15 protein-coding genes and 1 tRNA gene are annotated in these 14,165 nt (G+C 57.6%); 12 read left to right on the top strand and 4 right to left on the bottom strand.

The window, feature by feature from the left end:
- Positions 1–41: 41 nt before the first annotated feature.
- Together P5704_005540 and P5704_005535 are read right to left on the bottom strand one after the other, a co-directional pair.
- The gene (locus tag P5704_005540) at positions 42–623 is read right to left on the bottom strand and encodes a DUF488 domain-containing protein (GenBank protein ID WOF79956.1); all 582 of its coding nucleotides are present in this window, start codon (positions 621–623) and stop codon (positions 42–44) included.
- A 3-nt stretch (positions 624–626) separates the two neighbouring features.
- On the bottom strand, positions 627–839 hold the full coding sequence (locus P5704_005535) for a DUF2945 domain-containing protein (protein ID WOF79955.1): 213 nt from the start codon (positions 837–839) through the stop codon (positions 627–629).
- A 531-nt stretch (positions 840–1,370) separates the two neighbouring features.
- On the opposite strand from P5704_005535, the gene P5704_005530 reads away from it, so the two are divergent.
- From P5704_005530 to P5704_005480, 11 genes are all read left to right on the top strand, one after another.
- The gene (locus tag P5704_005530; GenBank protein ID WOF79954.1) at positions 1,371–3,452 is read left to right on the top strand and encodes a glycoside hydrolase family 5 protein; all 2,082 of its coding nucleotides are present in this window, start codon (positions 1,371–1,373) and stop codon (positions 3,450–3,452) included.
- 447 nt (positions 3,453–3,899) lie between these two features.
- Positions 3,900–4,667: a hypothetical protein gene (locus tag P5704_005525; GenBank protein ID WOF79953.1), complete on the top strand. Its 768-nt coding sequence runs from the start codon at positions 3,900–3,902 to the stop codon at positions 4,665–4,667.
- Complete coding sequence (locus tag P5704_005520; GenBank protein ID WOF79952.1) at positions 4,664–5,089, top strand: phage holin family protein; 426 nt, start codon at positions 4,664–4,666, stop codon at positions 5,087–5,089. The genes P5704_005525 and P5704_005520 overlap by 4 nt, the downstream gene beginning before the upstream one ends.
- Positions 5,086–5,844: a DUF3618 domain-containing protein gene (locus P5704_005515; protein ID WOF79951.1), complete on the top strand. Its 759-nt coding sequence runs from the start codon at positions 5,086–5,088 to the stop codon at positions 5,842–5,844. The genes P5704_005520 and P5704_005515 overlap by 4 nt, the downstream gene beginning before the upstream one ends.
- A gap of 239 nt (positions 5,845–6,083) precedes the next feature.
- A tRNA-Thr gene (locus P5704_005510) sits at positions 6,084–6,159 on the top strand.
- 407 nt (positions 6,160–6,566) lie between these two features.
- Positions 6,567–6,821, top strand: coding sequence for a DNA-binding protein (locus P5704_005505; protein WOF79950.1), 255 nt, complete (start codon positions 6,567–6,569; stop codon positions 6,819–6,821).
- Complete coding sequence (locus P5704_005500; GenBank protein WOF79949.1) at positions 6,818–9,166, top strand: bifunctional DNA primase/polymerase; 2,349 nt, start codon at positions 6,818–6,820, stop codon at positions 9,164–9,166. The genes P5704_005505 and P5704_005500 overlap by 4 nt, the downstream gene beginning before the upstream one ends.
- Positions 9,167–9,790: 624 nt before the next feature.
- The gene (locus P5704_005495) at positions 9,791–10,300 is read left to right on the top strand and encodes a hypothetical protein (GenBank protein ID WOF79948.1); all 510 of its coding nucleotides are present in this window, start codon (positions 9,791–9,793) and stop codon (positions 10,298–10,300) included.
- Complete coding sequence (locus P5704_005490) at positions 10,290–10,541, top strand: hypothetical protein (protein ID WOF79947.1); 252 nt, start codon at positions 10,290–10,292, stop codon at positions 10,539–10,541. Before P5704_005495 ends, P5704_005490 begins: the two co-directional genes overlap by 11 nt.
- 625 nt (positions 10,542–11,166) lie before the next feature.
- Positions 11,167–11,913 carry a hypothetical protein gene (locus tag P5704_005485; protein ID WOF79946.1) on the top strand — a complete coding sequence of 249 codons (747 nt, stop codon included), beginning with the start codon at positions 11,167–11,169 and terminating at the stop codon, positions 11,911–11,913.
- Entirely contained in the window at positions 11,897–12,190 is a 294-nt protein-coding gene (locus tag P5704_005480; GenBank protein ID WOF79945.1) for a hypothetical protein, read from the top strand. Before P5704_005485 ends, P5704_005480 begins: the two co-directional genes overlap by 17 nt.
- A gap of 102 nt (positions 12,191–12,292) precedes the next feature.
- On the opposite strand, the gene P5704_005475 is transcribed toward P5704_005480, so the two are convergent.
- Both P5704_005475 and P5704_005470 read right to left on the bottom strand, forming a co-directional pair.
- Entirely contained in the window at positions 12,293–12,802 is a 510-nt protein-coding gene (locus P5704_005475) for a DUF4145 domain-containing protein (GenBank protein WOF79944.1), read from the bottom strand.
- A 6-nt stretch (positions 12,803–12,808) separates the two neighbouring features.
- Positions 12,809–13,513: a DUF5343 domain-containing protein gene (locus P5704_005470; GenBank protein WOF79943.1), complete on the bottom strand. Its 705-nt coding sequence runs from the start codon at positions 13,511–13,513 to the stop codon at positions 12,809–12,811.
- A gap of 128 nt (positions 13,514–13,641) precedes the next feature.
- Here P5704_005470 and P5704_005465 point away from each other — a divergent pair, with 128 nt between their 5' ends.
- Positions 13,642–14,154, top strand: coding sequence for a hypothetical protein (locus P5704_005465; GenBank protein WOF79942.1), 513 nt, complete (start codon positions 13,642–13,644; stop codon positions 14,152–14,154).
- The last annotated feature ends 11 nt before the right edge of the window (positions 14,155–14,165 follow it).

The following is a 14,165-nucleotide window of genomic DNA, read 5'->3' as shown; positions in this document are numbered from 1 at the left end:
AATCCCATAGCCGGGTGGTCGCAATGACCACCCGGCGGCTGCTACAGATCCAGGCTGATCTGCCCGCTGCCGGCATCCTTTCTCAACGACTCGCCTTTGCCCTCCGCATAGCTCAGCTGCCCGTCGACCAGGCGGGCGGGGGCGGTGAACGGGTGGGCGGCCGGCGGCTTCTCGTCCTGGATATGCAGGACTTCGATACCGCGGATTTTCAACACGTCCGAGACCAGCGAACGATGGCAGCGCCACCAGAGCAGCTCGGCGCACATCATCGCCGTGCGTCGTTGCGCCGCCATTTCCAGTAGGCGCTGCAGGCCGCGGTCGAATTCATCGCTGCGCAGATGGTCGGCATAGCCGCGAAAGGAGCTGTTGCGCCACGCCAGGTTTGACGAATCCTTCAGAGGCCGCCGTCTGCCGCCCAGTTCCTCGATCCATTGATAGTGCAGCCCGTGCGCTTCCAGACCTTCGCGCAGGGCTGCCTCGCTGAACTGCGGCAATCGCCTTGAGCCGGGAAAGCGGCGGACGTCGGCGATGGCCTCGATCTGATGGTGGCGCAGTATCTCGATCAGTTGCTCCAGCGAGCGCGTCGAGTGGCCGATGGTCCACACCGTGGCTGGTTGAGCCATGCCTCAGCTCAGCTTCCTTAGTGCCGACTCTTTATGCATCGCCACATGGTCGGTCTTGTCGCTCTTGATCTCGTATTGCGGGGCGTCCGGGCTGGCGCGCCGTGTGCGGCCCATGAATTCGGTGTCGGCCGTGTGCACTCGGGTGATGTGGCCGCTGACCCGTCCCGCTTCCGAATTCCAGCTGACGTGATCGCCCACTTTGTACTTATGGCTCATGGTGCCTCCGTTTCGTCGTTCGGTAAGGCATCGGACAGCCATCGGCCGACGAAAATCGGTTGCTTCCGACACTTGGTTTTTATCCCAAGCAGAGGGCTATTCACCTCTCCACCATATACCGTTCGTCGGCAAGATCGATAGCGGTTAATCCCTTTAATAATTGCCAAAGTTCAAAAAGTCGGCGCTTGTTTTTGCGTCAAGTAACCAACTAGGGCGGTTAAACGCAATATCAATTCGACATCTACCGCCGTGTGCGTAATGGCATATTAATGTTATTTTCTGTTTATGGCGTTTTTCTGGCGATCTATTACTGGCAAAAAAATTTCCATTAATTTTTTGAACCTATTATAAAGCCGCCACGCAAGACGATTGACCGGTTTGTTCAGGGGGTGGACGGCGGGAAATTTCTTGTGAACGGTTCGTTTGTTGTGACACCGCGACCCTCTTCAAGAGCAACGCCCCACGACTTATCGACCTCCCGTTTCTTTTCGAAGGCTCCGCCTTTGAAGTAGTAAGTTCCGGAGAGACTCAATGTCCACCAACCTGTTTTCCGGTGCCCGCAAGGCACTCGTCGCTTCCATCGCTGCCGCTGTTCTGCTGGGTGGCGCCACTGTTGTAACCACGCCTTATGCCGCTGCATCCTCGGTTGCCGCTGTATCGGTTTCCGCCAAGATCAACGCGTTCACCAACAGCGATTGGCTGAACGGTATCTGGCGCACCGGCGCCGGCTTCTCGATCCCCGCCACCTCCGCAAACCGCGCCGCGTTCGTGGCCGGCGCTTCGGTACGACTGGCAGACGGTCAGGTACGCAAGATCAGCCGCGCGCAAATCGTCGGCAGCAACATGAGCATCTTCCTGGAAGGTGCAAAGCTGGACGGCAACAAGGTTGGCGCACCGCAAGTGGTCACCATCGGCAGCACGGCCGTAACGGCCCCGGACACTTCTGCTCCGATCACTACACCGCCTACCGTTACTGCGCACTCGACCAGCATCAACGCATTCACCAACAATGATTGGCTCAATGGTGTATGGCGTAAGTCGCCGGGCTTCTCCATTCCGGCAAGCGCTGCCAACAAGGCTGCTTTCAAAGTTGGAGCGACAGCAAAACTGGCAGATGGCCAGGTTCGCAAAATTACCCAGGTACAAGTTGTTGGCGCCAATATGAGCGTCTATCTGGAAGGTGCGGCAGTTAACGGAAGTGTCGTCGGCGCACCCAACAAGTTGGCGCTGGCTACAACTTCGACTACCAGCCCGGCTCCGACTCCGGCGCCCAGTGCTCCGACCCCTTCGGTCATCGCCACCAGCAACCTGAACAACTACACCAATGCTCAATGGCTCAACGGTATGTACCGTACCGCTGCAGGCTTCTCCATCCAGGCAAGCAGCGCCAACGTGGCGGCATTCAAGGCTGGCGCTTTGGTGAGGCTCGCTGATGGTCAGACCCGCAAGGTGCTGCGCGCTCAGCTGGTCGGCAGCAACATGAGCGTCTTTCTTGACGGCGCGGTAATCAACGGTACGACCCTGGGCTATCCGAAGACCATCTCGGTGGTCAGTACGTCGACCGGCACTCCTTCGTCTCCTGCTCTGACTACCCCACCGGTAGAGCCAGCACCGGCTCCGGTGCCCACCGCACCTGACACCACCAATGGCAAGCCGCTGCTGGTTGGCGTCAATCTGTCCGGCGCCGGCTTCGGTCCCTCGGTTGTTCCCGGCAAGCATGGCACCAACTACACCTATCCTGCCGAGTCGTACTACAAGAAGTATTCCGACCTGGGCATGCCGCTGGTTCGCCTGCCGTTCCTCTGGGAGCGTATCCAGCCCAAGCTGAACTCTCCGCTGAACGCCGAGGAGTTCGCCCGTCTGAAGCAGTCGCTGGATTTCGCGCAGAAGCACAACGTCAAGGTGATTCTCGACCTGCACAACTACTACCGTTATTACGGCAAGCTGATCGGCTCCAAAGAAGTGCCCATCAGTTCCTTCGCCGCGGTATGGAAGCAGATCGTGCAGCAAGTAGTGAACCACCCGGCCGTCGAAGGCTACGGCCTGATGAACGAGCCGCACTCGACCAACGGGCTCTGGCCGCAGGCTGCCCTGGCGGCTGCTCAGGCAATCCGCACCGTCGACTCCAAGCGCTGGATCTACGTAGCAGGCGATCGCTGGTCGAGCGCTTTCCACTGGCCGCACTACAACACTCAGCTGGTCACCAACCCGTGGATGCGCGATCCGAAGAACAATCTGGTTTACGAAGCGCACATGTACGTGGACAAGGATTTCTCGGGCAACTACTTCGACAAGGCCGAGAAGTTCGACCCGATGATTGGCGTCAACCGCGTCAAGCCCTTCGTCGACTGGCTCAAGCAGCACAAACTGCGCGGCTACATCGGTGAGCACGGCGTACCGGATTTCTCGCCCTCGGCCATCGTCGCAACCGATAACCTGCTGGCCTACCTGCGTCAGAACTGCATCCCGAGCACCTATTGGGCTGCCGGTCCCTGGTGGGGCGAGTACGCGATGTCCCTGGACGTAAGCAGCGGCAAGCACCGTCCGCAGCTGCCGGTTCTGCAGAAGCACGCCAAAACCGCAAACAGCTGCACCAGCATCGGTCCGCTGTAACGACAATCCGCGCAAGCAAGAACGGGCCCCTGGGGGCCCGTTTTTGCGTTCCGGTACTTGTATGGCAGTTACAGCTCGTCGGCTCGCTGTAACGGGTCGTTTTGCCTATTGAGCTGACCCGCTGGTCACAGCTGCAGTGCTTTTGCCGTTTCGCTTGTTCGGCCCACACATTGTCGTAAGCCAAGCCGCACGCCGGCTGCGCGCCATCGCAGGCAGATCGTCATTGGATCTCGCCGTTACACGTCTTCGCTCTCTGTCGAGCGCCGCAGGTAAGTATCGGCCTCGAGGCCCCGTACCGCCTGGCCAAAATCACGGAACTCGAAAATTGGGGTCCGGTCACCATTTATGTGCGTATTGAAATCGCACAGCCGCGGAACCCCGCATTGCTGTGCTTCACGGACCGTGGTCATCCGGCCAAACCCTATGACCCTATAAAAGGTGGACAAAATGACGACACCCGATGAAGAGATCACAGGTTACGGCGGTCAAGCCAGAACCGACGCCAACGTCCAGTCAACGAGCACTTCCGCTCAGCCCACCGGCCAGACGGGCCAGGCTGGCACCACGCAGACGAGCAGCTCAGCTTCCGCTCCGAGTGCCGAGGAGCTCAAGGCGAAGGCGCGCGAAGCCGGCGAGCAGGTCAAGAACCAGGGCAAGGCACAGCTGGACAGCTACCGCGGTACGGCCGCCGATGAGCTGGAAAAGGTTGCCCAAAGTGCCAAGGCGGCAGCGGCGGAACTTGAAAACCAGGATCGCACGGGCCTGTCCCATTACGTCTCCGACATGGCGCAGAGCATGGTCGACCTGGCTGACAACCTGCGCGGCAAGAGCGTCGATGAACTGGTAGGCGAGGTCAATCGCTTGGCTCGCAACAATCCGGGCCTGTTCATTGCCGGCAGCGTTGCGCTTGGATTCGGCTTGACCCGTTTCGCCCGCGCTTCCAGCCACCGGGCTGAATCCGCTGCTCGCGAACCGACGACCGACTACGGTCATTCCGACGCCAGTCGCCCGCATCCGACATCGCCGCTCGGCGTTCCGGCAGACGTGACCGCCGAGACCCTGCCAAGCCAGTCCGAACTGGACTCGCGTATTTCCAGTGGCGCACCGGGCAATACCGTCGGCAGCGTAAGCAACGCTGGCATGGCGCCGTCCACGGGCAGCACCAATGGCATAGGCGGCACTGGTAAAGGCACAAACGGAGGGCTTAATCGATGAACGAGCAACGCAACCTCAATTCGCCTTACGAACCCGGCAACTCCGAGCACGATAACTCTGTCGGCGGTTTGCTACGGCAGCTGACCCGCGAAGTGCCGTCGCTGTTCACCAAGGAATTGGCGCTGGCCAAGGCCGAACTGAACGAATCGCTGCGTGCCACCAAGGCTGGCGCTGCCAGCGTCGCAACTGGCGGTGCGGTGCTCCTGGCTGGCTTTATCATCCTGCTGATGTCGGCGGTCTACTTCCTCAGCACCATGATGGAACCCTGGCTGGCCGCGTTGATCGTCGGCGTGGTCGTGGTGGTCATCGGCCTGATCATGGTCTCGGCCGGCAAGAAGAAATTCGAAGCCTCTTCGTTCAAACCCGACCGCACCATCCATTCGCTGCAAAAGGATAAAGAAGTCGTAAGGGGGCACGCATGAGCACGCATAACCAGGTTGACATAGAAGCACAAAAGGATCCGGACACGCTGGAGCGCGAGATCGACCAGCAGCGCGCCGAAATCGGCAACATCGTCCACGCGCTGGAAAGCAAGCTCTCCCCCGGACAGATGATCGATACCGCCCTCGGTTATGCCAAAGGCGGCGGCGGTGAGTTCCTGCACAACCTCACCGATACCGTTAAGGCCAACCCGGTACCGACGCTGCTCACCTCTATCGGTCTGGTATGGCTGATGGCCGGGCAGAACCGCCGCCCGGACTACAGCGACAGCGTTTCAACCGGTCCGTCGATGACCGATAAACTGGCCGACAAGGCCTCTAATCTCAAGCAGCAGGGCAGTGGCATCAAAGACAAGGCGGCGCAGATGAGTCATAGCGCCTCCAGCTCACTGGGCAATGCCCGTCATCGTGTCAGCGACTCCAGCCGGCACGCCGCGGAAAGCCTGAGGCACACCGCAGACCGTGCACGCGGCGGTTTCACTCAACTACTCAACGAACAACCGCTGGCACTTGGCGCCATGGGTATCGCTCTCGGCGCGCTGCTGGCGGCCTCGGTTCCACCGACCCGTCGTGAAGACGAACTGATGGGCCGGAAGAGTGACGAGCTGACCGGCAAGATCAAGGACAAGGCCCGAGAGGGCTACGCGATGGCCAGCGCCGAAGGCGAGCAACTGGCCGGCCAGGTCAAGCACGACCTGGAGCGCGACCACGGCCAGCCCGCGTCGCGACCGCACTGATCGCCTGATGCGGATTGCAGTATCGAGGGCGATGCGCACGGGCTTGAGTCCAACCGCAGAACCCCCGATAATCCGCGGCCTGGCGCCGGTGTAGCTCAGTAGGTAGAGCAGCGCATTCGTAATCGGTGCACTTTGTCTCGATAAATCGGCTGTAAGCCTTGCGGCACTAGGCTTGCAGCCGATTTGGTTCGAAACAAGGGAGCGTCCCAAACACGAATTGAACAACACCGACAGCCGATGCCGCTTTAGCTCATCTGGTAGAGCACATCATTCGTAATGATGGGGTGGCCCGTTCGAGTCGGGCAAGCGGCACCATTTTGTCGATAAAAGGCCACCTGCAATGGGTGGCTTTTTTGTTTTCAGCCTCGACAGCCCCGGCGGTGGCCGACATTGCAGCCTTCGGTCTCCTCAGGTCGCGTGTGGCGCTTGCGGCGCAGCTTCGCCTGACGCTGAGCTATCAGGTCTGTTTCGACGCGACATGCGGGCACCTGGACGGTCGGGGGAAGTGCTGGTTTTCATCGATCAAAATCCATGTAACGATATGAACCAATCGAGCTTCAATGGCTCGAGGGCTTGCCATCAGGCCAGCCAGAAGTGCTTTCAGTGGCAAGAACAGCTGAGACCCGCCCTTTGACTGAAGGGAGCAACGGGTTCTTTTCCGCGACGTACAGCGGGCAGTCTTCCCGCGGCTATGCCGCACGACTGAGCTGGAGTGCCCTGAGATGGCTTACCACCCGAAAACCCTTACCCTCGAAGAGCTGGCTGTACTTCACGCTCTTCCCGACGATGTACTTGTCAACTCAGCGGAGGCTGCTGCCTTCCTGTCCCTCAAACCAAACTCGCTTAACTGGTACCGCTGTTACGGCGGTGGCCCCAATTACGTTCGCGTTGGCTCGAAAGCTATCCGCTACCGCCTGGGCGATCTGCGCGCCTATCTCGCCGCCAGTAACGCGAAGCGGAAAGGGGGTGGCCAATGAACAGGCAAAAAGAAGCCCGCGGGCAAGGCGGGCTCCAGGGGAACACATCAAAGGGGACTTACGGAAGCAATGATGCCGCCGCACTTCCTCAAAAAACACCGTTGATTGACGTTGACAGTCTGATCCGCGCTGGGCTGACATTGATTCCCCTCCATCGCTGGAATGCTAAAGACACAAGGGGGCGCCCTCGTGGCAAATCCCCTATCGACGGCAGCTGGCAAGTGAAGGACTACTGCAACGAGGCGGTACTGGAACGCGCTAAGCGGGACGGCTTGAATGTAGGAGTACGCCTGCCGGCTAGCTGGGTAGTTCTCGACGTGGACCCGCGGAATTTCGAAGGTGGCGTTGATAGCCTTGCGAAGCTGGTGGCCGACTCAGGGATCGACCTGTCCTCCGCGCCACACGTCATCACGGGCTCAGGCGGCCACCATTATTACTTCCGCAAGCCTGAAGACCTTTCGCTCATGGACAGCCTGGAGAACTATCCGGGGATCGAATTTAAGAGTCTCGGCCGTCAAGTGGTGGCTCCTGGCTCAATCCATCCGTGCGGCAAGCGCTATGAGTGGGACGACCTAACGCCCCCGCCCATCGAAGCACCTCAAATGCCTGAATCGCTACTTTCTCTGGCGAAGCGGCCTGTCAGGGCAAACGGAGAGGCTGCAGGTTACGGCGAATTGACGCCCGAGATGCTCGCCGAGACCCTGGATCAGCTCGACCCTGACGACTTTAAGGACCATGACTCTGAGTGGCTGCCGCTGATGATGGCCTGTCACCACGCAACTGCCGGCGAAGGTCGTCAGGAGTTCATCGACTGGTCCACTCAGGCCTCAGGGTATGAAGACCACGGCTACCTGATCGGTCGCCGCTGGGATTCGCTGCATGCCAACCCATCAGCTGGCCGGCGAGGCCGCCCCGTAACCATTAAGTACCTGTACAAGGTCGTTCAGGCTGCCGGCGGTGAAGTCGCACGAGTCCAGCCAGAGTGTGACTTCGAAGTCTGGGAGGATGAAGAGTTTGGCCTCGGCGTGGATGACGCTCTCATGCGTCAGCCGCCGAAGCTGTCCGCTCTCGATGCCATCATCGAGGAAATGAACGCGCGGCATTACGTTGTGCTGGATAGCGGATTCCAAGTTATCACGGAGGAGCGCGATCCAATTTTCGATGGACGTGTCCGTTATCAACGCCTGTCCAAGAGCGACTTTCGTTCAGCCTATGAAAACCAGCTTGTAGAGAAGGGCGACAAGCTGGTGACGAAGGCCGACCTGTGGCTCAAGAGCCCCCAACGTAGGGCTTATAAAGGCATCATCTTTGACCCTTCGCGTGAGCACGAAGGTTGGTTGAATATGTGGAAAGGCTGGGCCGTCGAGCCAAAACCAGGCGACTGGTCGCTACTGCGCGAGCTCATTCGTGACGTTCTTACCGATGGGGATGCGGAATCGTTTGAATATGTCCTTAACTGGATGGCGTTCATGTTCCAGTACCCTGAGAAGGTTGCGGAAGTTGCCATTGCATTCAGGGGGTTGAAAGGTACTGGCAAGGGCACCCTGGGCCGCGCGCTGTTCAAGCTATCCGGTGCAAGCGGGCTTCACATCAGCTCACCTGGGCATCTTGTTGGGCGCTTCAATTCACACCTACAGAACTGCGTATGCCTCTTCGCCGATGAAGCATTCTGGGCTGGTGACAAGGCGGGGGAGGCGGTGCTCAAACAGCTCGTGACCGAGCCCACTTTGACCTACGAGGGCAAGGGGCGCGACGCGGTAACAGGCAAGAACCACGTTCACATCATCATGGCGTCCAATAACGATTGGGTCGTTCCTGCCGGCATGGACGGGGAGCGAAGGTTCGCAGTGTTCAACGTGAACGAGCGCCGTTTAGGGGATCGAGAGTTCTTTCTCGCTTTGAACAAGCAGCTCGATGAAGGAGGGCTTGCCGGTCTGCTGTTCGACATGCTTCAACGAGATATCAGGGGCTGGCACCCTAGGGACAACGTGCCGAGGACCGAAGCACTGGCTGAGCAGATCGAGATGAGCCAGGGGGCTGAAGAGTCTTGGTGGGACGGCTTATTGGAGGGTGGGCGTTTACCTGGTTTGATGGACGAGCTGCCTTGGAGTGAGGAGGCGGTAGAAGCGGACACCGAAGAGCTCTATTTGAACTACGTGGCGTACGCAAAGATGCTTGGTGTGAGGCCCAGGGATAAGAAAGGGTGGGCCATGAAGATCAAGCGCAAAGCGGGCATCGGCCAGCGGCAGGTCTCCCTTGACGGTGGGCATAGGGTCTGGAGATGGGTATTACCCCGCCTTGACGAGGCTCGCTCTACTTGGGCGAAATCAATTGGACGCGGCTGACAGCACAGAGGGCAATTCCGGCCACGGACTTACGGTCGACCTATCGAAATGATAGGTCGGCCGTTTTTCTTTATAGATCAATAATTTATGCTCTGAACGCACTAACGCTCGCTCGCACTAACGAGTCTTGCGTTCGCCCGGATAACGAGCCGAAATTAAATAGCTAAATACTAAATAGCCAAGGTAGCATTTAGTATTTATTTATGGATTATTCTATTCTTATATCTTATTTATTGTTTGTGAAGATAGTGAAGATAGTGAAATATAAGAAAAACAAGGCTTTGGGACGCACGGACTTTATTAAGGGGCACGGACAATAGTCCGTGTGGGTCTGAACTTAAATCGAGCGATCAACCGTGGCCGACCTTAGCGGGGCGTCGGTGAATCAAGGGGCACTTGCGCAATCCTCCCTCCTGCCCGATAAGCCTCTACGCTGAATCGCTATAAATATTGTCCTCTCTACCGTGCCAGGCCTTACCCTCACGTGCGTAGACCCTGGCCGTCTAATCAATGATCTGAGCGCCCCTCAATCTAAGCTGTTGTTTCTCATTGATATATGAGGGCATGCCCGCGCGCATAAACACGGCACGATAACTTTTAAAACCAGTTAACTGAGGTCGTGCCATGACCATTAAGAAGTTCACCCCTGAAGTTCAGGACCTGTTTATTCAGATACTCGAAGACACCGCATCGCCTAAACAGGCGGCAGCGGCGTGTGGCATCTCTCGTACTCTGGCATTCGAGTACAAGCGAAACGACCTGGAATTTCGCCGCCGTTGGGAACAGGCAATTGATGTCGCGATGGATGCCCTGTTGGACGAAGCCTATCGACGCGCCTGCATCGGGGTGGAAGAGCCTGTTATTTACCAGGGCCAAGTTTCTATGACTCGCGATTCAACTACCGGTGAAGAGCGCCCGCTGACTATGCGGAAACATAGTGATCGGCTCTTGGAAGTGATGCTCAAGTTCCGCTATGGCGACCAGCTGGCCGACCGACTCCGCGTGAAGGTAGATGACACAGGCCTCAGCGCCGATGCACTCCTGAAGATGAGCAGCGAAGACCGTAAGGCTCTGACAGGCCTTCTGGCGAAGTACAAGGCGAGCGAAGACGAGGGTGAAGACGATGGCGAATGAAAAGTTAACCGTGGCCGAAGCCCTTCATCGGGCCGAGATGATCGATCGCACCCTGGATGCCTGGGAAGTGACCGCACCTGAAGGTGTCGCTGCGCTCGGCGGCCGTGATGCGCTTTCACCGCTTTGCGAGATGACTTGCATCGGTCCGGTGCCTCGGCTGCCACAGGCCGAATGGGAGCGCTTGAGCAATGAGTATGAGGACCGCCGGTGGTGGTCCGGGAAAGGCGGCTATGGAAGCTAATAGCAATAACGCCATATCCGTCGAAATAGACGGAGTAGCGTATTCCAGCATTAGTGAGGCGGCGCAGAAACTCGGCCTCTACTACTCGCTTGTGAACTATCGAGTTAGTAGCCCCAACTTTCCAAATTACCGCAGGCTGGGCGAGACCACCCGATGCCTCGTGAAGACCTTCGAGGAGAGGGCGATAGCGAAGCCGCTGATTGAACCCAAACCGTGGCCGTTCGATGGAGGAGTTCGACGCGCTCAGGTGCTCAACCCCAACTTTAATCCGCCCCGCGTCATTCGCAAGATGGGTTGGATTCGCTGCATGGCCTGCAGGCGTTACCACTTCTCTCAAGACGTAGCGAGGGTGCGAATTTGCAGTCCCTGCGGCGGCAACGGTGGCGATAAATTGCACAAAGGCTGATTGATCGTTAGCAGGTCCCTCAGCCCAAGCCCTTGAACTGCAAGCAACCACATAGACTGCAACACTGGCCGAACACGCCTGAACAACGTGGGGTTACGCTGAACAGCTTGCTCGACAAATTGGCATTCAACCGGTCGACATTGGCGTCGACCTTCCCAGTGGCCTGGGAGAGTGCTCGTTAACGCGACCGGTGGCCCCCCAACCACTGGAGCAATGAGCATGAAAGTCGAACTCGTCCAAACCCCATTCCTCACCGTCTCTGAAATCGGCGAACTCGCCTCCGGCCTTGATAGCCTGCATGGTCGTGTCCTCAAGACCATCGAACGCCTGCAGTCAGACGTAGACGCCCGCAAGGCTGCAATTGCCGAGCGCTGGAAGCTGGTTGACCTGAACCTGACCACTGCAGAGCGTAACCGCTTCGCCGAGCAAGAGACCTCCGCAGCTATCGGGCAGATCAGGGACGCCGCTACCGATGAAGTCGATGCCTTCTACAAGCAAGCCGGCGCCCTGTATAACCCGCTGGTAGCTCAGAGGCTCTATTACGAAAGCCCTGTGAAGGTGCTTGCTCGTGAAGCCCTTGGAGATGAGCGCCGCTCGGCCTACCTCCAACAGCTTTCCCTTGCAGGTCCCGCCGAGTTGGCGCACTTCGGCCAGTTTGCAGTCGGCACCAAGAACAAAGCGTTGGGCGCAGCTGTACTGTCCCGCCTCGACGCGCTTCCCATGAAGGAGCGCCCGTTTACGCCTAACGAGTTTGCCACTGCCATGGAACTCGATGCCTACATCAAGGCGCGCGAGTACCTGAAGATTGGTGAACTGCGCTTCCAGGGGCTCATTGTCGCCATCCGCACCTGGAAGCAGGGGCGCTCCAACCCCATCAACACCCTGAGTCTGGCGCTGCGTAGCCAGCAGCTCGACATGAACGTGCTCGACTCGCTGGAGGATGACGATCATGGACAGGACGAATAAGTATCGGCGAGAGGATGGCTGCTACCCTGCAGGCCATCCGTTCACCCTGGCAATCACCGCGTTCGTGATGGTGCTTATGGGCAAGGGCAGTCGGTTTGCTGCCTTGTCCCAACAGGCGAAGCAGGAGGGAATCGCCATCGGAAGTGACGTGTTCGATGAGGCAGCAGAAATACTGGGTGTGCCTTATTGCGACAAGCTGGACCTGTACGTCCCTCGGGCGGTAAAGGACAAGGCAGAGCGTCTGCCGAGGCATCAAATCACCAATGCCTTCGCCTGAGGCCTGTTCCTGTCGTGCTTAAAAGGGTCGTCCATCGTGGCGACCCTTTTCATTTCAGCCGCTTGCGGCCACCCGCGCGCCGATCAAACATGAGGCGTCGTGCTATTTCAATCCTGCGAGGGTTATTAATTCCTGAATCACGACTCGCAAATCAGGAATTAACTTATCAATGTCTTGCCTGTGGGCTACAAAATATCGGCTGTGAGCTGACTTGTCCCCGACGTCTTTCAATCTAGGAAGCGCGGCTTTGGCATTTCTACTTAGGTTCCATGTGTTCTCGGCGAGAAGCTTCGATATTAAGTCACCTAGATAGAGAAAATCGCCACCACCATTTTTAATTCTGTCTGCTATCCCTCGAGCCTCGAAAAGCTCGATAATCAAGGTCTCAATCAGTCTTCTTGTCATGACGGCCGAGGCGTCGTACCAGCCTCCTTCGTATGACCCGTTGATCTGGTGAACAATCTTTTCCAGATAAGGGCGTGTCCCCCTTACGAGGGACACATATACAACGGGCTCATCGTGGCTAGGTGCGCCTTCCTCCGGTGGAGGATTTTTGGCTCTTACTGCGTCGCGCAGTTCTTTCGCAATTGCTAAGGTTCGAGAAATAGTCATTACTATTTACGCTCGGAAGTCCTTAAGGTGCTTAGCCATGCTTTCAAATATCTTGTCTATTTGTTCAGGTGGGCTTTCTGGCGAGATATGAATCTGTATATCGATATGGAGCTTGGGAGTGAATCCAGTTACGCCTACGCTTGAGTTTTCACTCGGAGCTTCGGGAACTGCCGGGATTTTTGATTCAGTGCTCTTGCCATTCACTTGGGAGGGTGTCGATTTGCGTACCGTTTGCTTCACCTGGCTAGCTGCACGTGGGCTTTTTGCTTGCTTAGATTCTGCTTTTTCGAGATCGCCCTCCAATAGCATTAGGAAAGTCGTTCCATACATCCGTGCAGCGCTTTCGCCAACTTTGGAGTAGCGGGCAAACCAAGAATTTACGTCCTGCGCCTGAACGTCGGGGCCATGAAATAGGTCTAGGAGCTCTTGGGGATATATCTTCTCTAAAATCTCTTTGCATACCTCGGGGTATTTGGAGTCATCCCTCCACTCGTACGCGAGGTCGCTGGGCTTCCCATCTTCGAGCACTAGGCCAAATGTTCTCAGCGAAGGGAGAATGTTTGCGCTCGCGGATGGCTCTGACATGGATAGTGCGCTAGCGACGTAGCTAGGGGAAACTTCGGCGGGAACCCTTTGCTTAAACTTTTCGCGAAGCGTGAACCAAGATGATTTAGGGATTTTGGGGAAGCTGCGCTTTTTGTCTTCTGCCACGTTCAACTCCTTTTATACGTAGTGTTCGGAAAGCTGATTGCCACTATTTCGATACTATACAAAGCGCTGGGGCTCCTGTCTCCAGGCTTTCACAGCATGATGGAGGCTCGTATATACGGAGGGTCGTCATGGACCTTGAAAGCATGAGCATGGCCGAGCTGCTGGATATCCACAACGAGCTGGCCGACACGAAGGCGGGACCGAAGACGTTCGCGTCCAAAGCGAAGCTGATCGAGCGAATAACCAAGACGGCGGAGGCGAAAAGCATCGACCTGGGCTCTTTCAGGCAGCGTAGCGAGCCTGAGGTAGCCGTCAGGGATGCAGAGCAACAGACCGAGCGCACCGAAGCGCCAGAGGCTACGACAGAGACAAAGCCGAAGCGCGGCAAAGGCGTGGGTGACCTCGCCCGAGCACTCATCATGGATGAAGCCGGCTATCCCTATCAGCTGATCGCAGCAATGGTAAACGCCCAGGTGGACGGCGCTTCGGCATCACCTAAGTCGGTTGCATGGTATGCCAGCAAAATGCGAAAGGCTGGCATCGACGTGCCCGCCAGGAAGAAGCACTTCTCCGCTGACTTGAACGAAGAGGATTCGGCGGAGTGGCTGGCAGGTGTGACGGTCACCCCACCCGCCGAGTGAATGTTTCTGCC

It is taken from the genome of Pseudomonas sp. FeN3W, from assembly GCA_030263805.2.
In the GTDB taxonomy this organism is placed as follows: domain Bacteria; phylum Pseudomonadota; class Gammaproteobacteria; order Pseudomonadales; family Pseudomonadaceae; genus Stutzerimonas; species Stutzerimonas stutzeri_G.
The sequence above is the reverse complement of the archived record's forward strand: the minus strand, read 5'-3'. Positions and strand labels throughout refer to the sequence as shown.